Genomic DNA, 16,515 nt, shown 5'->3' with positions numbered 1-16,515 from the left:
CGATGGCCAAGGCGATCATGCTGCAGGGCACCGGCTCGGATGTCGGCAAGACGGTGCTGGTCGCGGGGCTCTGCCGCGCCGCCAGAAACCGCGGCATGGCGGTGCGCCCGTTCAAGCCGCAGAACATGTCGAACAATGCCGCCGTGGCCGACATTCCCGGCGATGCTTCGGGCGGCGAGATCGGCCGTGCGCAATGGCTGCAGGCAATCGCCTGCGGCGTCGCGCCGTCGGTGCATATGAACCCTGTCCTGTTGAAGCCGCAGAGCGACATCGGCGCCCAGGTTGTCGTGCAGGGCAAGGTGTACGGGCAGGCGAGGGCGCGCGACTATCAGGCGCTGAAGCCGAAACTCGCTGAAGCGGTGATGGATTCCTGGAGCAAACTTGGCGAAGGCGCCGATCTCATTGTCGTGGAGGGCGCCGGTTCGCCGGCCGAGATCAATCTGCGCAGCCGCGACATTGCCAATATGGGCTTTGCCACCCGCGCCGACGTACCGGTGATCCTTGTCGGCGATATCGACCGCGGCGGCGTCATCGCATCGATCGCCGGCACGCATCTGATCCTGCCGGAAGAGGACCGGAAGATGATCGCGGGCTATCTCATCAACAAGTTTCGCGGCGATATCACGCTGTTCGACGATGGGATCACGGCGATCGAACGCTTCACCGGCTGGCGTTGTTTTGGCGTGGTGCCGTGGCTCAAGGAGGCGGCGCTGCTCCCATCGGAGGATTCCGTCATTCTCGAGCGCCTGGCCTCCGGCCGCAGGAAGGCGCTGAAGGTCGCGGTGCCGATGCTCGACCGCATCGCGAATTTCGACGATCTCGATCCGTTGCGTGCCGAACCGCAGGTCGAAGTGGTGTTCGTGCCGCCCGGCAAATCGCTGCCGGCTGATGCCGGCCTGGTCGTCATTCCCGGTTCGAAATCGACGATCGGCGATCTTCTGAGGTTCCGCGAGAACGGCTGGGACCGCGATCTTGCCGACCATCGGCGGCGGGGCGGCCATGTCGTCGGCATCTGCGGTGGCTACCAGATGCTTGGCGCCCTGGTGCGCGATCCCGACGGCATCGAAGGAACAGTCACGGAAACCAAGGGCCTCGGACTGCTCGATGTCGAGACGGTGATGGAACCGGAGAAGACCGTACGCAATGTCACCGCCCATTCGGCGACTTTCGGTAGCCCACTTTCCGGCTATGAAATCCATCTCGGCCGCACGTTCGGCCCCGATTGCCTGCGCCCCTCGGTCGTCATAAACGGGATCGACGATGGAGCCACCTCGGCGGATGGCAAGGTTTTCGGCACCTATCTGCACGGCCTGTTCGGCGCCGACGCCTTCCGGGCCCGCTTCCTTGAATCCCTCGGCATCGTCGGCGGCGGCATCGACTACCGCGCCGAGGTCGACCGCGCACTCGACGCGATCGCCGTTCATCTCGAAAAACATCTCGACTGCGACGCGATCTTCGGATTGGCGCGCTAGGTCTGCTGCCGGAACCATTCGACGATGGCGGGCATGTTCTTCTCGAAGCCGCCCGGTATGAAAAAATTCAGCAGGGCGGCCCGTTCCCCGGTACGATTCTCGAAGTCGTGCGTCGTGCCGGCGGGAATGCGGAAGAATGCGCCGCGCGAGGCGGTAACCCATTCTTCTCCGATGAGCAGGCTGGGCGTGCCCTCGATCACGTAGAAGATTTCGTCATTGGTTTCGTGGTGATGCGCCCCCGGCCCGGTGGTGTGCGGATCCAGCCACCATTCCGAAACCGAATAGCGGTCGCTCGTCTCAGCACCGTCGGCCTTGAACACGGCGCGCATGCCGCCGAGGTCGTAGGTTCGCCCCGCTTCAGGCGCGATAACGATTGCGCCAGCCTGAACCGGCTGGGCTGCGGTTTCACCCGGCTTTTTCATGCGCCTTCGGCCAGTAGGTTCCGAACGACCAGATGTTGCCTTCGGGGTCGCGGCAGATGAATTCGCGGCTGCCGTAATCGCGGTCGGTCGGCTCTTCCTCGATGATCGCGCCGGCGGCCTTGGCGCGGGTATGCATGGCGTCGGCATCGTCGACGGCGATATAGATCGCTTTGCCGCCGTTCTGCCCGGGCCAGCCGACGATCTTGCAGAACCCGTCGTCGCGCGCCGTCCCGATCATGATCATCGACGATCCGAAGGCGAGTTGGGCATGATCGACGATATCGCCTTCGCCGTAGCGGGCATGAACGGTGAAACCGAACGCCTCCTGCAGCCAGTCGATCATCTTGCCGGCATTGTTGTATCGCAAGGTCGCGTAGATGCGCGGCGCTTCGATCGGTCCGTTGGCGGCCATATTTTTGTCTCCCTGCGATTCTGAGCTGGTGACAGAATGGTGGCTAGCGGGATCGGCGTCTTGAAGAAATGTTACCTCGCCGTTGGCCTTGCTAGACCAGGCGTGCAGCCCATGTGCCTGGCGTTTCGCCGGCGAATTCCACGAATTCGCGTACCAGATGCGCCTGGTCGGCGTAGCCGCACTCGGCGGCGATGCCGGCCCAGCCGCCGTCGCTGCGGCGACGCGCGAGACGAATTGCCCGGTTGAAGCGGGCCATGCGGCCGACGGTCTTTGGCGCGAGGCCGATTTCGGCATGGAATTTTGCCGCCAGGTGCTTGCGGCTCCATTCGAGCTTGCCGGCAATGGTTTCGACGCGCTCCGTGCCGCTGCTCCGCAGCAATTCGGCATAAGCCCAGGCGGTCGCCGACAAAGGACCTTCAGAAGCGGCAAGGCGTGGCTGGATGAAAGCCTCGATCAGATCGAAACGCCGTTCCCATTCCCGTTGTTCGCCAAGCCGGTCGCGCAGGGTGATCGCATCGCTGCCATGGATGTCGTCCAGCGCGACCATGCGGTCGGCAAGCTCGTGCATCGGCAGGCCGAAGAACCGGTAGGCGCCGGGTGGCGTGAAGTTCACCTGTATACAACAGGCAGATCCGAAAGAATCGATGACCACCGGACCGCCGTAGAGGCCGGCTGCGAAACTGCCGTAAGAATCGTTTCGGCTGGGCAGTCGCCCGAGCCCTATGGAGAAAGGGTCGCCGAAACTGATGATCAACGGCACGACGAGCGAAGCCGGTTCGATCTGGCGGAAATGTCCGGCGAGATGCTCCTGATAGCCGATGATGTCGACAACATCACCCTGCAGCGCCGGGTTCGGCGCCCGGCGCTTCATCGTGAATCCGCCTTCGACAGGCGGGAGCGGACCAGCCGCGGTCTCAACCCAGGGCATCATCGCATCATCATAGGCGATGATGCAGCGGCCTCAAAGAGACTGGATCAGCGTCGTCCGCAATCCCGTCACGCGCCGCGCAGCAGGCAGGCGACCGCGAGGATCACATAGGCGATCGTCATGATCCAGAAAGCCGCAATTGGAATGAACGAAACGACACCGAGTCCGGCCAACAAGCCGATGACGGCGACAACCAGCGAGACAATGTAGACGAGTTGGGTTGGTGCACTGAGATTCATGACTTCCTCCTCGTACGGTGAGTCGTACAAGGAAAGTCTATTCCTATGCGGGTTAGCCGCCAATCATTACACGCAAGGGGTGTGCCGGATCGAGCAGCAGCCGCAGTGCCAACGCCACGCATACGATCACCAGCAAGGGCTTTATCAGTTTGGCGCCGTTCTTCATGGCAAGCCTCGCTCCCATGCGGGCGCCGAGAACCTGCACCACGCCCATCATCAGGCCGACTTTCCACGACACCGCGCCGACGGCGGCGAAAAAGGCCAGGCCGCCAACGTTGGAAGCAAAGTTCAGCAGCTTGGTGTGGGCCGTTGCCTTCAGGACCCCGTAGCCGGCGAGGGAAACGAACGCCAGCATGAAGAAGGAACCGGCGCCAGGACCGAACATGCCGTCGTAGAAGCCGATCAGCGGCACGATGCTCAACCCGAACAGAAATGGCGACATGCGCTCGGCGCGGTCGATATCATCCATGTTGGGCTTGAGGACGAAATAGATCGCTATGGCGATCAAAAGGAAGGGCAGGGCGATGCGCAGAAGGTCGCCGGGAATCACCGTGGCGACCAGAGCGCCGACCACCGAACCGGCGCAGGACAGGACGGCCGGGACCAATTGGCGGCGCAGATCGACCAGGCCTTTCGAGGCATAGGTGATGGTTGCAGCGCCCGTACCGAACACGCCTTGCAGCTTGTTGGTGGCAAGGGCCTGGACCGGGCTGAAGCCGGCCAGCAGCAGGGCCGGCACGGTGATCAGCCCGCCGCCCCCGGCGATCGAATCGATGAAACCGCCGCAGAAGGCGGCGATGCAAAGCAGCAGGATGATATCGGTGGCGGGATCGATCATCGAGAGGCAACGTTATACTTGTGGCGGGCCGCCGCTTCGACCATAGCGGAGGCGCTTGCGCAAGTTGCATTTCGCGCTACGTTCGCAGGCGACCAACTCAGGGGATTGCCGATGCTGGACAGTGTTCTCGCCAGGGTGCGCATGATGATCGAGGGCGATCCAGGCGTCCGCAAGGTCGCCGACGATCCGGTGCTTTCAGCCGAACTGCTGCTGCTCTTCCGCATGATCCTGGCCGACGGCAAGGTCGATGACAATGAGATGGCAACGTTCCGGCGTATCTGCCGCGATGCTTTCGGCATCGAAGGCGAGAGCATCGACGGTGTCGTCGACTATTTGAACGACTTTGGCTACGAGACAAGCGGGACCCAGGCGGTCGATCTTTTCCGCGGGCTCGATCTCGACCGCCGCAAGACTCTCGCCCGCCACATGGCGGCGATCGCCAAGGCGGATACCCAGCTTGCCGAGCAGGAGATACGGCTTCTGAAGCGCACCCTCGAGCTTCTGGGCGTCGATCCGAACGACCTGGTGCAGTCGAAAACCTGAATCAGCCCTGTTCTTGTAATCGTCGTGCGATGGCGCGGTGCAGGTCGGGCGCAGCCGCTACCAGCGCTTTGGCAGCTTCCGATTGCGGATGGTCGAGCACGTCATTCGTCCTGCCGCTCTCCACGATCTTGCCCTCATGCATCACCATCACGTCGTCGGTGATGGCGCGCGCCACCGTCAGGTCGTGGGTGATGAAGAGATAGGCGACGCCGAGCCGGCTGTTGAGGTCGGCGAACAGGTCGAGGATCTGGGCGCGGATCGAGACGTCGAGCGCCGACACGGGTTCGTCGGCGACGACGAGTTTCGGCCGCGTGATGATGGCACGCGCGATCGACAGACGCTGGCGCTGTCCGCCGGAAAACTCGTGCGGGTATTTATCCATGTCGCGCGGGCTAAGACCGACTTCATGCAGCGCCGCAGCCACTTTTTCGCGCCGCTCCGCCGAGTTCGGCTTCTTTTCGAGCAGGTGCAGCGGTTCGGCGACAAGGCGCTCGACCTTGTGACGCGGGTTGAATGAGCCGTACGGGTCCTGGAACACGACCTGCATGTTGCGGCGCGCGGGTTTCAACGCGGCTTCGTCCTTGCCGGTCAGTGTCTCGCCGGTGAAACGGATTTCGCCGGCGGTCGATTTGTCGAGCGCCAGGATCATGCGGGCGAGCGTGGATTTTCCACAACCGGAACGACCGACCAGCGCCGTCGACTGGCCGGGCCGCATCGAGAACGAGACATTGTCGACGGCGCGCAACGGCTCCGCCTTGCGCAAGAACGATGTGCGGCGGCCGGGATAGTCGCGGCTGACGTTTTTCACCTCGAGCAGCATCTCGCCACTACCCGACACGCCGTGCGGTTTGGCGCGCACCGGCACATGCATCGAGGCCTGTGCCAGTTGCCGCGTATAGGGATGCACCTGCTCCGACAGGGTGCGCGCGGTATCGCCGCTTTCCATCACCTCGCCGTGCCGCATCACGGTGATGCGGTCGGCCATGTCGGTCACCACCGCCAGATCGTGCGAAATCAAAAGCAGGCCCATGCGGTTTTCGTCGACAAGGTCGCGCAGCAGTTCGAGGATCTGCTTCTGCAACACGACATCGAGCGCCGTGGTCGGCTCGTCGGCGATCAGCAACTTCGGCTTCAATGCGCAAGCGATGGCGATGACGACGCGCTGGCGCTGGCCGCCGGAAAGTTCGTGCGGATAGCAGGAGAGCGGAAATTTGGATTCCGGCAGGCCGACGCGGTCGAGGATCCTGCGCGCATGCGCCTCTGCATCTGCCCGGTTGGCGCGGGTATGCCAGCGGATGCCCTCGGCCACCTGCTCGCCGATTGTCTTGACCGGATTGAGCGCCGTCATCGGCTCCTGGAACACCATGCCGATGTCGTCGCCGCGCAGAGCGCACATCTGGTCTTCGCTTGCCGCGAGAATGTCGATGCCGTTGAAGCTCACCCGGCCCGCGGCGCGGGCGGCATAAGGCAAAAGCCGCATCACGGTCAGCGCGGTAATGGATTTGCCGGAGCCGCTTTCGCCGACCAACCCCATCACTTCGCCTTGGTCGATGGTCAGGTCGATGTCGCGCAGGATCGGCGTGCCATCGATCTCGACCGACAGGTTTTCGATCTCGAGCAGGCTCACCGCTGGCGCCTCAGTTTGGGGTCGAGCACGTCGCTGAGGCCATCGCCGAGCAAGTTGAGGCCGAGCACCGTGAAGACGATGGCGAAGCCGGGGAAGATGGCGAGATAGGGCGCCACGATCATGCGGGTCTGCGCGTCGAACAGCATGCGGCCCCAGCTCGGCATTGGCGGCTGCGCGCCGAGCCCGAGATAGGAAAGCCCGGCTTCGGCGAGGATGCCGAGTGCGAACTGGATGGTGCCCTGCACGAGCAGCAGGTTGGCGATGTTGGGCAGGATATGCTCGATGGTGATCAGCGCCTTGCCTTTGCCGGCGGCACGCGCGGCAAGGATGAATTCGCGCGGCCATAGCGACAGCGCGCCGGCACGCGCCACGCGGGCGAACACCGGTATGTTGAAGATGCCGATGGCGATGATGGCGTTGACGGCGCCCGGCCCGAAGATCGCAGTGATCATGATCGCCGACAGCAGCGCCGGGAAGGCGAAGACAAGGTCGTTGAAGCGCATCAGGATTTCATCGGCAAGCCCGCCGCGCGCCGCCGCCCAGCAGCCGAGCGGCACGCCGATCCCCATGCCGATGCCGACGGCGACGAGCGCCACGGCGATCGAGTTGCGCGCGCCAACCATGATCATGGAAAGGACATCGCGGCCGAAATGGTCGGTGCCGAAAAGATGCACCGCCGATGGCGCCTGCATGCGGTCCGCGACGATCAGCCTGGTGACGTCGTAGGGCGTCCACAGGAACGACAGCAATGCCATTGCCGCGATCAGCACGGTTATGACGAAGCCGGCAAGGAACGACCTGTTGGCAAATGCCTTCGCGGCGAAGCTGCCGAATGTCTCGCTCCGGAAGTCAGTGCTGTCGGTCATCGATTGACCCTCAGGCGCGGATCGACAAGCGCGTAGGAGAGGTCGACGAGGAGATTGACGACGATGACGCTCGCCACCAGCAGCATGACGACGCTCTCGACGACGATAAGGTCGCGCTGGGTGATCGCCTGGAAGACCAGCCGGCCGAGCCCCGGCAGATAGAAGACGTTCTCGATGATGATGGTGCCGGCGAGCAGGAAGGCGAATTGCAGGCCGAGGATGGTCAGAACGGGGATCATGGCGTTGCGCAGCGCGTGCCGCCACAGCACCGTGCGCCGCGGCATGCCCTTGGCGCGCGCGGTGCGGATATAGTCTTCCCCGAGCACTTCCAGCAGCGCCGAGCGGGTGACGCGCGCAAGGATCGCAGCCTGCGGCAACGCCAGCGCGACAGCCGGTAGCATCAATGCCTTCAGCGCCGGCCAGGCGCCGGCGCTCCAGCCGGGAAAGCCGCCTGCCGGCACCAGCCGCAGCCATACGGCAAACACATAGATCAATAGCAGCGCAAACCAGAAATTGGGCACCGCGACGCCGACCTGCGCCGCTCCCATCGAGATCGTGTCGGCGGGACGGCCGCGCCGCGATGCGGAGAAAACGCCGACCGGGATGGCGATTGCCGTCGACAGCGTCAGCGCGATAAGGGCGAGTGGCAGCGACACCACGACACGTTCGGACACGAGGTCGATGACCGGCACCGAATAGGTGTACGACCGGCCGAAATCGAGGGTCAGCAATCCCCCCACCCAGTCGAGGTAGCGCCACAGCAGAGGCTGGTCGAGGCCCATCTCGACGCGCAGGGCCTGGATCGCATCCTCGGTGGCCTCGAAGCCGAGCATCAGTCGGGCGGGGTCTCCGGGCAGGATCTCAAGCACGCCGAAAACGACCAGCGACGCCACCACCAGCGTCGCCAGGCCGATCAGCAGGCGCTTCAGGAGATATGCGGTCATGGATGTCAGGTCGCGGACGGCCTGCTCACTCTAGCCATTTCACCTTGGTCAGGTCATTCGCCTGGATCGGTGCGTTGTCCCAGAGCCCTTCCAGCTTGGCGTCCCAGACACCGACCTTCGGCAATTCGTACAGGAAGACCGCCGGAACGTCTTGGGCGAGGATCTTCTGCGCCGAACCCAGCAGTTCGTTGCGCTTGGCCTCGTCGTTGGTGACGGCGAGTTCCTCGATCAACTTGTTGAACTCTGGATTCTCATACTGGAAATAGTAGCCCGGCCGCGAAAAGATATCGATATCGTTTGCCTCGGTGTGCGAGACGATGGTGAGGTCGAAATCCTTGTCGGTGAACACTTTGCTCAGCCAGTCGGCCCATTCGACCGGGATAATCTCGAGGTTGATGCCGACCTCACGCAGTTGCGAGGCGATCACCTCGCCGCCGAGCCGCGCATAGGAGGGTGGCGGTAATTTGATCGTCGCACTGAAGCCGCCTTCCAGTCCGGCCGCCTTCAGATATTCCTTGGCCTTGGCGACATCGTGGGGATAGGTGGCGGTCAGGTCGACATAGGCCGGATTGGCAGGCGACATGAACGAGCCGATCGGCTGGCCGAGTCCGTTTGATGCGGCGTCTATGACCGCCTTGCGGTCGATCGCCGAGGCGATCGCCTGGCGAACCTCGAGCTTGTCGAATGGCGGCTTCTTGTTGTTCATGGTCAAGATCGTCTCGCCTTCGGTCGAGCCAATCACCACCTTGAAGCGCGGATCGCCCTCGATCTGTGAGACGCCGTCAGGCTGGAAAAACGGGAAAGCCTGCACGTCGCCGGAAAGCAGCGCGGGGATCGCCGCCGCGGCATCCGGCACGATGCGGAACTCGACCTTGTCGAGAAAAACCGCATCGCCCCAGTAGCCGTCAGTCTTGGAAAGCTTGATCGAGGAGCCCTTGGCCCAGCTGTCGAACTTGAAGGGTCCGGTGCCGATCGGCTTTTCCTTGTTGGTCTCGGCCGATTCCGGCGCCACGATGATCGCGTCGCCGATGCCCATATTGTAGAGAAACTGCCCCTCCGGGTGCTTCAGCGACACCTTCACTGTCGTGGGATCCACGACCTCGACCGTATCGATGGCGGCAAACAGCTTTTTCTGTGCATTGGTCGAATTTTCGGCGCGAGCCCGGTCGAGTGAGAACTTGACGTCGTCGGCATTGAAATCGCTGCCGTCATGGAATTTCACGCCGGTGTGGAGCTTGAACGTATAGGTCTTGCCGTCGTCGGAAACGGTCCAGCTTTCGGCAAGCGCAGGCAGAACCTCGCCCTTGGAACCGATACGGGTGAGGCCTTCGAACACGTTGGTGTAGAGCACCTCGTCGATGGCTGCCGCGGCGCCGGCTGTCGGGTCGAGATGCGGCGGTTCGAGTGGAACCCCGAGCACCAGGTCGGTTCTCGCAGCCATCGCCATCGTGCTGGAGGCCAGCGCAACCGCCGTAGCTGCGAGGATGGATTGCCAAGCTCTCATTGGTTTTCTCTCCCGAAGAATGAAGCCGCGGCGATTGAAGCCTGAATTTTAGCGAGAGTAAATCAAAGTTTGTTGCAGTGCGGTGTTCGCGCGGGAAATCTTTTCCCAACAGCTTCAGTTGTGGCGCACGCCGCGCAACAGCACGTCCAGCCCGATCGCCATCACCTTTGCCGATTCGACCATGTCGGCGATGCCGACCCATTCGTCCGGACGGTGGGCTAGGTCGAGTATGCCGGGGCCATAGGCGATGCAGTCGTGCAGATGGCCGATGCGGGAGATGTGCTTCTGGTCGTAGGTGCCGGGCGAGATGACGTAGTCCGGTTCCTTGCCGAAAATCTCCCTTATGCCTTGCGCGACGGCGGTGACCACCGGCGCGTCGCGCTCGGTCATCAGCGGGAGAACCTCCATCAGGTCGCGGATTTCGTAGTCGAATTTCGGCCGCTCGCGTTTGAGCCGATCGAGGATCGCCGTCACCTCGCCCTTCACGTCGTCCAGGTTTTCCTCGAGCAGGAAACGACGGTCGATGGTCAGGCGGCACCAGTCGGGAACGTTGGGAGAGGGCAGACCCGGCCGGAAGTCGTCGGTCTGGCCGCCGTGAACCGAGTTGATATTCATGGTCGAGCGCTTGGCACCTTCCGGAACGACCGGCATTTTCGTCTGCTTGCGGTCGAGCGCGGGATACAACTCGTCTTCGAAGGCATGCAGGACGGCACCCATGTGCCGTACCGCGCAATCGCCGAGGAACGGCATCGAACCATGCGCGATCTCGCCCTTGGTCTCGATCTCCGCCCACCAGACCCCGCGATGGCCGAGGCAGATGCGGTCCTTGTTGAGCGGTTCCGGAATGATCACATGGTCGACGCGGGGCTTCGAGAAAAAGCCTTGCCGGGCCAGGTAGGCGACGCCGCCGAACCCGCCCGATTCCTCGTCGACGGTGCCGGAAATCTCGATCGCGCCGGGAAAATCCGGATAGGTGTCCATGAAGGCTTCTGCTGCGATGATCGAGGCCGCCAGTCCGCCTTTCATGTCGCAGGCGCCGCGGCCATAAACCTTGCCGTCCTTCACCACGCCGGCAAACGGATCGACGCTCCAGCCCACACCGGCCTCCACCACGTCGATATGCGAGTTGAAATGTACGGTCGCGCCGCTGCTCCTGCCGTCGAAACGGGCGACCACATTGACGCGCGGGTAGCGGTCGTTGTCGCCGGGCGTGCCTTCGCCGCGGATGAACTGGGTTTCGAAACGCCGCTTCTTCAGCCGCGCCGCGATGTACTCGGCGCAAGGCGTATAGGCTTCGCCCGGCGGATTGACGGTTGGAAAGCGGATCAGATCGGCCGTCAGCGCCACGAGGTCTTCGACGCGGTCGTCGATTGTCTTGCTCAGTCTTTCGTTCATCCGGCAAATTGAGCAGGGAAGGGCGCTGTTTGGCAAGGTGGCTCGGTTGGGCCAGTCTCAGCGGGTAAGCCCGCAGCATTCACAAGGAAGTGTTCAGCAGCCGAGGGTTGGAATCAAGAAATTTTTAAGAAACTCGTGTAATCTCGTTCACCTGCCATTCAGAAAAGTGAACTTAGATTTAAATCGGGCAGAATAGGGGTTGGGTCGCATGAAGAAGAAATTTCTCATGGCAATGGCGTTTGCAGCGATGCTGCTTGGCGTCACTTCACAAGGTTGGGCGGCAGGGCTTGTTGCCCGCATCGATGTCGGCAACCAGACGATGACCGTCAGCAAGCAGGGACGGGTCATCCACACCTGGCGGGTTTCGACGGCGCGAAAGGGGTATGTGACCCCGCGCGGCAACTACAGGCCGACCCGACTTCACAAGATGTGGTATTCGCGCAAATACGACATGTCGCCGATGCCGTATTCGGTGTTTTTCCGTGGCGGCTATGCCATCCACGGCACCGGCTACGTCAAGCAGCTCGGCCGTCCGGCTTCGCATGGCTGCGTGCGCCTGGCGACAGCCAATGCAGCCCGCTTCTACTCGCTGGTGAAGCAGGTCGGTCCCGGCAACACGCGGATCGTCGTCGTCAACTGACCGGTTGGCGCGCCAGTACGTTCGCTGGGGCGGATAAGTATATACAAATTTTAGACAGGGCGCCCTGAAAGGACGCCCGTCCCCATTTTCTTTCTTTCGACCGGCCTATAGGACAGGGGGCTCAGGGAGCCCGCCGATGAAGTCCACTTTGCGAGTCGCGCTGTCGAAGCCGGTAGCCGACGAAGTCCGCAAGACCACATGCTACATGTGCGCCTGCCGCTGCGGCATCAACGTCCACATCAAGGACGGCAAGATCCGCTACATCGAGGGCAATCGCGACCACCCGGTCAACAAGGGCGTGCTCTGCGCCAAGGGATCGGCAGGCATCATGCAGCATTACGCGCCGGCGCGGCTGCGTGCGCCGCTGCTCAGGACCGGGCCGCGCGGATCCGGCGAATTCAAGGAAATCTCCTGGGACGAGGCGCTGACGCTGGCCGCCGACTGGCTCGGGCGGGTCCGGGAGAGCGATCCGAAGAAACTTGCGTTCTTCACCGGCCGCGACCAGTCGCAGTCGCTCACCGGTTTCTGGGCGCAGCAATATGGCACGCCCAACTATGCCGCGCATGGCGGCTTCTGCTCGGTCAACATGGCGGCGGCGGGCATCATGACCATTGGTGGCGCCTTCTGGGAGTTCGGCGCGCCCGACTGGGACCGGACCAGGCTGTTCGTCATGTTCGGGGTTGCCGAAGACCATGATTCCAACCCACTCAAGATGGGCATCGCCAAGGTCAAGAAGAACGGCGCGCGCTTCATCTCGGTCAATCCGGTGCGCACCGGCTACTCCGCGGTCGCCGACAACTGGATAGGTATCCGGCCCGGCACGGACGGGTTGCTGATTCTCGCCGTCGTGCACGAATTGCTGAAGGCTCGGAAGATCGACGTCGACTATCTGGTGCGCTATTCGAACGCCCCGTGGCTGGTCATCGACGCGCCGGGTACGGCTGAGCATGGCTTGTTCGCCCGCGATGCCGACGGCAAGCCGTTGATCTTCGAGACGGTTACGGAGCGACCGGTTGCGGAAGGCACCAGGGGCGCCCGGCCGGCGCTGTCCGGCCGCTTCCAACTCGACGACGGGCGCTTTGCCGTGCCGTCGTTCCAGTTGCTCGCCGAAAAATATCTCGACCCGCAATACGCACCGGAGGCTGTTTCCGGGGAGACCGGCATCGCGCCGGAAATCATTCGCGGGCTTGCCGCGGAGATTGCCCGCGTCGCCTTCGAGGAAACGATCAGCATCGATCAACCCTGGACCGATATGCATGGTGAGCGGCATGAAAGTTATATCGGCCGCCCGGTGTCCTTCCACGCGATGCGCGGGCTCTCGGCGCATTCCAACGGTTTCCAGACGGCGCGCGCGCTGCACATGTTGCAGGTGCTGATCGGCGCGGTCGATTGTCCCGGCGCCTTCCGCTTCGAGCCGCCCTATCCGAAGCCGGTCGAGGCGCATCCGACGCCGCATGGCCGCGCCGAGCATTTCGGCTCGAACAAGCCGCTTTCCGGCCCGCATCTCGGCTTTCCGCGCGGCCCGGAAGATATGCTGATCGACGCCGAGGGCCGCCCGAACCGCATCGACAAGGCATTTTCCTGGGATGCGCCGTTTGCCGTGCACGGCGCCATGCACATGGTCATCGCCAATGCGCATGCCGGCGATCCTTACCCGGTCGACGTGCTGTTCCTCTACATGGCCAACATGGCGTGGAACTCGTCGATGAACACCGCCGGCGTCATCAGGATGCTGGAGGACAAGGATCCCGCCACAGGCGATTACAAGATCCCGAAAATCATCTATTCCGACGCCTATGCCTCGGAAACGGTCGCTTATGCCGACCTCGTGCTGCCCGATACCACCTACCTGGAGCGCCATGATTGCATTTCGCTGCTCGACCGGCCGATTTCCGAGCCGGACGCGGTACAGGATGCCATCCGCTGGCCGGTGATCGAACCGGACCGCGATGTGCGCGGTTTCCAGACCGTGCTGCTCGATCTCGCCGCGCGGCTGAAGCTCAACGGTTTCGTCGATCAGCGGGGCAAGGCGCTCTACAAGGACTACGCCGACTATATCGTTCGCCACGAGCGGCGGCCGGGCATCGGGCCGCTGGCTGGTTTTCGCGGCGTCAACGGCGACCGGACGGGCAGGGGTGCTGCCAATCCGGATCAGTTGAAGCGCTACATCGAGAACGGCTCTTTTTTCTCCGCCCACATTCCGATGGAGGCGCAGTTCTTCAAGCACGCCAACAAGGCGTACCAGGACTTCGCCGTAAAAATGGGCTTCTTCGACCAGCCGAAGCCGGTGACCTTCCAGCTTTACCAGGAATCGCTGCAGAAGTTCCGGCTTTCGGCCGAGGGCGTGCGCGAGCCGAAAGCTCCCGAGACCCATCGGCAGCGCATCCTCGACACGTTTTCGCCGCTGCCGGACTGGTATCGGCCATTCGAGGAAGCCGCGGTCGACCGCGAAAAATTTCCATATCACGCGATCACCCAGCGGCCGGCGGCGATGTACCATTCCTGGGGTTCGATGAATGCCTGGCTCAGGCAGATTCACACCCGCAACCCCCTCTATGTGCCGGGTCCGATCTGCGACGAGATGGGGCTCGCCGACGGCGACTGGATCTGGGTGATCTCCCACCACGGCCGTATCAAGGTCGAGATCGCACGCAGCGACGCAGTCAACCGCGACACCATCTGGACCTGGAATGCGATCGGCAAGCGCAAGGGTGCCTGGGCCCTTGACCAGGATGCGCCGGAAGCCAGAAAAGGCTTCCTGATGAACCACTTGATTCATGAACTTCTACCACCGAAAGGCGATGGCCTGCGGTGGTCGAACTCCGATCCGGTCACCGGGCAGGCGGCCTGGTATGATCTGCGCGTGCGCATCGAGAAGGCGGAACCGGCGGAAATCAGTGAGCCGCATTTTGCGACGGTTGCCGAACCCGGCAGAACGCATGTCGAGGTCGAGCAACTGCGGTACGGGCAGGAGTGGGCGAAATGACCTTGCTTCCCGCGTTGCCGACGCCGAAAAAGCTCGGCCTTGTCATCGATCTCGATGTCTGCGTCGGCTGCCACGCCTGCGTCGTCAATTGCAAGGAATGGAACACCGGTGGTTACGGTTCGGCGCTGTCCGACCAGGCCCCCTATGGCGCGGACGTTTCCGGCGCCTGGCTGAACCGTGTCCACACTTTCGAAGTGGTGCCCGAGGGCGGCGAGATCGTCGGCGAGGCGGGTGAGGCGCGGATCGTACACTTCCCGAAATCCTGCCTGCACTGCGAGGACGCGCCCTGCGTCACCGTCTGCCCGACCGGCGCCTCCTACAAGCGGGCCGAAGACGGCATCGTACTCGTCGACGAGGACATGTGCATCGGCTGCGGACTGTGTGCCTGGGCCTGTCCTTATGGCGCGCGCGAGATGGACCTGGCGGCCGGCGTCATGAAGAAATGCACGCTGTGCATCGACCGCATCTACAACGAGACGATGGAGGAGGCGGACCGCCAGCCCGCCTGCGTGCGTACCTGCCCCGCCAACGCCCGCCATTTCGGTGATTTTTCCGATCCCCAATCGGCCGTCTCGATCATGACAATGGAGCGCGGCGGCATGGACCTGATGCCGGAGCAGGGGACGCGGCCGGTCAACAAATATCTGCCGCCGCGGCCGCGCAAGAGCCTCGCAGCCGGTGCGCCCTTGATGCCGCTGGCGGAAAACACCGACGGCGCGAAAGGCTTCTTTGCCTGGCTCGATGGCGTTCTGGAGCGGATTTGATGCATCCGGCGCCTTCGATCATCGTCTTCACCACGCTTTCCGGCCTCGGCTACGGCCTTGCCGCGATATTGGGGCTTGGGCTGCTCGACCCGTCGCTCACCTTGACCAAGGTCGCGCATGTTCTGGCGCTGCTGATGATCGCGATCGGTCTGCTCTCGTCGACGCTGCATCTCGGCAATCCGCAGCGCGCCTGGCGGGCGCTGAGCCAATGGCGGTCGAGTTGGCTGTCACGCGAAGGCGTGATGGCGATCCTCACCTTCCTGCCGCTTCTGTGGTCGGCCTGGGCATCGGTGATCGAAAGCCGGTACCTGGTGCTGCCGGGGCTGCTCGGAACCGTGCTGGCCGGGGTCACCGTCTACTGCACGGCGATGATCTACGCCTCGCTCAAATCCGTGCAGGCCTGGCACACGCCGCTCACGCCGCTTTGCTACTTGCTCTTCGCCGCGGCAGGCGGTTCGCTGCTGGGCGCCTTCTTTGCCATGGCTGGAAGAAACTCGGGGCTTTTCCTGCTGCTGCTGGCGCTGCTTTTCACCATTGCCGCCTGGGTGGTGAAGATTGCCTGGCGCCGCAACATGGATGGGCTTGTCCCGCTATCGACGCCTGAAACCGCCACCGGTCTCGGAAATATCGGTCGTGTCCGGCTCTTTGAACGTCCGCATATGACCGAAAACTACCTGACGCGCGAAATGGGTTTCCGCATCGCGCGCAAGCACGCCGTGAAGCTGCGGCGGCTTGCGCTGCTGCTTGGCGGCCTGCTGCCCGCCGCGCTGGTTTTCATGCTGCTGGTCACGACGGTGGCAGGTGCAGGTGGGGGACTGGCGGCTATACTGGCAATGACGCTTGCGGTCATTTCGCACATCATCGGCATGCTGGCCGAACGCTGGCTGTTCTTTGCGGAAGCCCGCCACGCCGTGATGAACTACTACGGCGGCTAA

At 63.1% G+C, this 16,515-nt stretch carries 16 protein-coding genes; 6 read left to right on the top strand and 10 right to left on the bottom strand.

The window, feature by feature from the left end; translation table 11 throughout:
- The first annotated feature begins 2 nt into the window (after positions 1–2).
- On the top strand, positions 3–1,472 hold the full coding sequence (locus OHD58_RS13250) for a cobyric acid synthase (protein WP_263803833.1): 1,470 nt from the start codon (positions 3–5) through the stop codon (positions 1,470–1,472).
- Here the strand turns inward: OHD58_RS13250 and OHD58_RS13245 are convergent.
- The 5 genes from OHD58_RS13245 to OHD58_RS13225 all read right to left on the bottom strand — a co-directional run bounded on the left by OHD58_RS13245 (position 1,469) and on the right by OHD58_RS13225 (position 4,311).
- A complete protein-coding gene (locus OHD58_RS13245) occupies positions 1,469–1,894 on the bottom strand; it encodes a cupin domain-containing protein (RefSeq protein WP_263803832.1) in 426 nt (141 codons plus the stop codon). The genes OHD58_RS13250 and OHD58_RS13245 overlap by 4 nt on opposite strands.
- On the bottom strand, positions 1,878–2,306 hold the full coding sequence (locus tag OHD58_RS13240; RefSeq protein WP_263803831.1) for a VOC family protein: 429 nt from the start codon (positions 2,304–2,306) through the stop codon (positions 1,878–1,880). Before OHD58_RS13240 ends, OHD58_RS13245 begins: the two co-directional genes overlap by 17 nt.
- Before the next feature lie 91 nt (positions 2,307–2,397).
- Complete coding sequence (locus tag OHD58_RS13235) at positions 2,398–3,177, bottom strand: helix-turn-helix domain-containing protein (RefSeq protein ID WP_263803829.1); 780 nt, start codon at positions 3,175–3,177, stop codon at positions 2,398–2,400.
- Between the two features lie 125 nt (positions 3,178–3,302).
- Complete coding sequence (locus OHD58_RS13230) at positions 3,303–3,473, bottom strand: hypothetical protein (protein ID WP_263803828.1); 171 nt, start codon at positions 3,471–3,473, stop codon at positions 3,303–3,305.
- Positions 3,474–3,525: 52 nt separating this feature from the next.
- Positions 3,526–4,311: a TSUP family transporter gene (locus OHD58_RS13225; protein ID WP_263803826.1), complete on the bottom strand. Its 786-nt coding sequence runs from the start codon at positions 4,309–4,311 to the stop codon at positions 3,526–3,528.
- 111 nt (positions 4,312–4,422) lie between these two features.
- On the opposite strand from OHD58_RS13225, the gene OHD58_RS13220 reads away from it, so the two are divergent.
- Complete coding sequence (locus tag OHD58_RS13220; protein WP_263803825.1) at positions 4,423–4,854, top strand: TerB family tellurite resistance protein; 432 nt, start codon at positions 4,423–4,425, stop codon at positions 4,852–4,854.
- Position 4,855: 1 nt separating this feature from the next.
- Here OHD58_RS13220 and OHD58_RS13215 read toward each other — a convergent pair whose 3' ends face one another.
- The 5 genes from OHD58_RS13215 to OHD58_RS13195 form a co-directional block, all read right to left on the bottom strand.
- Positions 4,856–6,481, bottom strand: a complete 1,626-nt coding sequence (locus tag OHD58_RS13215) for an ABC transporter ATP-binding protein (protein ID WP_263803824.1) — start codon at positions 6,479–6,481, stop codon at positions 4,856–4,858.
- Positions 6,478–7,347, bottom strand: a complete 870-nt coding sequence (locus OHD58_RS13210; protein ID WP_263803822.1) for an ABC transporter permease — start codon at positions 7,345–7,347, stop codon at positions 6,478–6,480. Before OHD58_RS13210 ends, OHD58_RS13215 begins: the two co-directional genes overlap by 4 nt.
- Complete coding sequence (locus OHD58_RS13205) at positions 7,344–8,291, bottom strand: ABC transporter permease (protein WP_263803821.1); 948 nt, start codon at positions 8,289–8,291, stop codon at positions 7,344–7,346. The genes OHD58_RS13210 and OHD58_RS13205 overlap by 4 nt, the downstream gene beginning before the upstream one ends.
- 25 nt (positions 8,292–8,316) lie before the next feature.
- A complete protein-coding gene (locus OHD58_RS13200) occupies positions 8,317–9,795 on the bottom strand; it encodes an ABC transporter substrate-binding protein (protein WP_263803820.1) in 1,479 nt (492 codons plus the stop codon).
- Positions 9,796–9,909: 114 nt separating this feature from the next.
- The gene (locus OHD58_RS13195; RefSeq protein WP_263803819.1) at positions 9,910–11,190 is read right to left on the bottom strand and encodes an acetylornithine deacetylase/succinyl-diaminopimelate desuccinylase family protein; all 1,281 of its coding nucleotides are present in this window, start codon (positions 11,188–11,190) and stop codon (positions 9,910–9,912) included.
- 208 nt (positions 11,191–11,398) lie between these two features.
- Here OHD58_RS13195 and OHD58_RS13190 point away from each other — a divergent pair, with 208 nt between their 5' ends.
- From OHD58_RS13190 to OHD58_RS13175, 4 genes are all read left to right on the top strand, one after another.
- Positions 11,399–11,830 carry a L,D-transpeptidase gene (locus OHD58_RS13190; RefSeq protein ID WP_263803817.1) on the top strand — a complete coding sequence of 144 codons (432 nt, stop codon included), beginning with the start codon at positions 11,399–11,401 and terminating at the stop codon, positions 11,828–11,830.
- A gap of 136 nt (positions 11,831–11,966) precedes the next feature.
- Positions 11,967–14,816, top strand: coding sequence for a molybdopterin oxidoreductase family protein (locus tag OHD58_RS13185; RefSeq protein ID WP_263803816.1), 2,850 nt, complete (start codon positions 11,967–11,969; stop codon positions 14,814–14,816).
- Entirely contained in the window at positions 14,813–15,580 is a 768-nt protein-coding gene (locus OHD58_RS13180; RefSeq protein WP_263803814.1) for a 4Fe-4S dicluster domain-containing protein, read from the top strand. Before OHD58_RS13185 ends, OHD58_RS13180 begins: the two co-directional genes overlap by 4 nt.
- Positions 15,580–16,515, top strand: a complete 936-nt coding sequence (locus OHD58_RS13175; protein ID WP_263803813.1) for a dimethyl sulfoxide reductase anchor subunit family protein — start codon at positions 15,580–15,582, stop codon at positions 16,513–16,515. Before OHD58_RS13180 ends, OHD58_RS13175 begins: the two co-directional genes overlap by 1 nt.

The organism is Mesorhizobium sp. ZC-5, from assembly GCF_025753855.1.
In the GTDB taxonomy this organism is placed as follows: Bacteria; Pseudomonadota; Alphaproteobacteria; order Rhizobiales; family Rhizobiaceae; genus Neomesorhizobium.
Note: the sequence above shows the minus strand (reverse complement) of the source record. Positions and strands in the feature narration are given on the sequence as shown.

What these genes read in the sequence shown, in the direction of transcription:
- OHD58_RS13235 (WP_263803829.1), bottom strand. Translation starts at nt 3,177, where the DNA reads ATGAAGCGCCGGGCGCCGAACCCGGCGCTGCAGGGTGATGTTGTCGAC.
- OHD58_RS13185 (WP_263803816.1), top strand. Translation starts at nt 11,967, where the DNA reads ATGAAGTCCACTTTGCGAGTCGCGCTGTCGAAGCCGGTAGCCGACGAA.
- OHD58_RS13225 (WP_263803826.1), bottom strand. Translation starts at nt 4,311, where the DNA reads ATGATCGATCCCGCCACCGATATCATCCTGCTGCTTTGCATCGCCGCC.
- OHD58_RS13245 (WP_263803832.1), bottom strand. Translation starts at nt 1,894, where the DNA reads ATGAAAAAGCCGGGTGAAACCGCAGCCCAGCCGGTTCAGGCTGGCGCA.
- OHD58_RS13195 (WP_263803819.1), bottom strand. Translation starts at nt 11,190, where the DNA reads ATGAACGAAAGACTGAGCAAGACAATCGACGACCGCGTCGAAGACCTC.
- OHD58_RS13205 (WP_263803821.1), bottom strand. Translation starts at nt 8,291, where the DNA reads ATGACCGCATATCTCCTGAAGCGCCTGCTGATCGGCCTGGCGACGCTG.
- OHD58_RS13200 (WP_263803820.1), bottom strand. Translation starts at nt 9,795, where the DNA reads ATGAGAGCTTGGCAATCCATCCTCGCAGCTACGGCGGTTGCGCTGGCC.
- OHD58_RS13240 (WP_263803831.1), bottom strand. Translation starts at nt 2,306, where the DNA reads ATGGCCGCCAACGGACCGATCGAAGCGCCGCGCATCTACGCGACCTTG.
- OHD58_RS13210 (WP_263803822.1), bottom strand. Translation starts at nt 7,347, where the DNA reads ATGACCGACAGCACTGACTTCCGGAGCGAGACATTCGGCAGCTTCGCC.
- OHD58_RS13250 (WP_263803833.1), top strand. Translation starts at nt 3, where the DNA reads ATGGCCAAGGCGATCATGCTGCAGGGCACCGGCTCGGATGTCGGCAAG.
- OHD58_RS13190 (WP_263803817.1), top strand. Translation starts at nt 11,399, where the DNA reads ATGAAGAAGAAATTTCTCATGGCAATGGCGTTTGCAGCGATGCTGCTT.
- OHD58_RS13230 (WP_263803828.1), bottom strand. Translation starts at nt 3,473, where the DNA reads ATGAATCTCAGTGCACCAACCCAACTCGTCTACATTGTCTCGCTGGTT.
- OHD58_RS13220 (WP_263803825.1), top strand. Translation starts at nt 4,423, where the DNA reads ATGCTGGACAGTGTTCTCGCCAGGGTGCGCATGATGATCGAGGGCGAT.
- OHD58_RS13180 (WP_263803814.1), top strand. Translation starts at nt 14,813, where the DNA reads ATGACCTTGCTTCCCGCGTTGCCGACGCCGAAAAAGCTCGGCCTTGTC.
- OHD58_RS13175 (WP_263803813.1), top strand. Translation starts at nt 15,580, where the DNA reads ATGCATCCGGCGCCTTCGATCATCGTCTTCACCACGCTTTCCGGCCTC.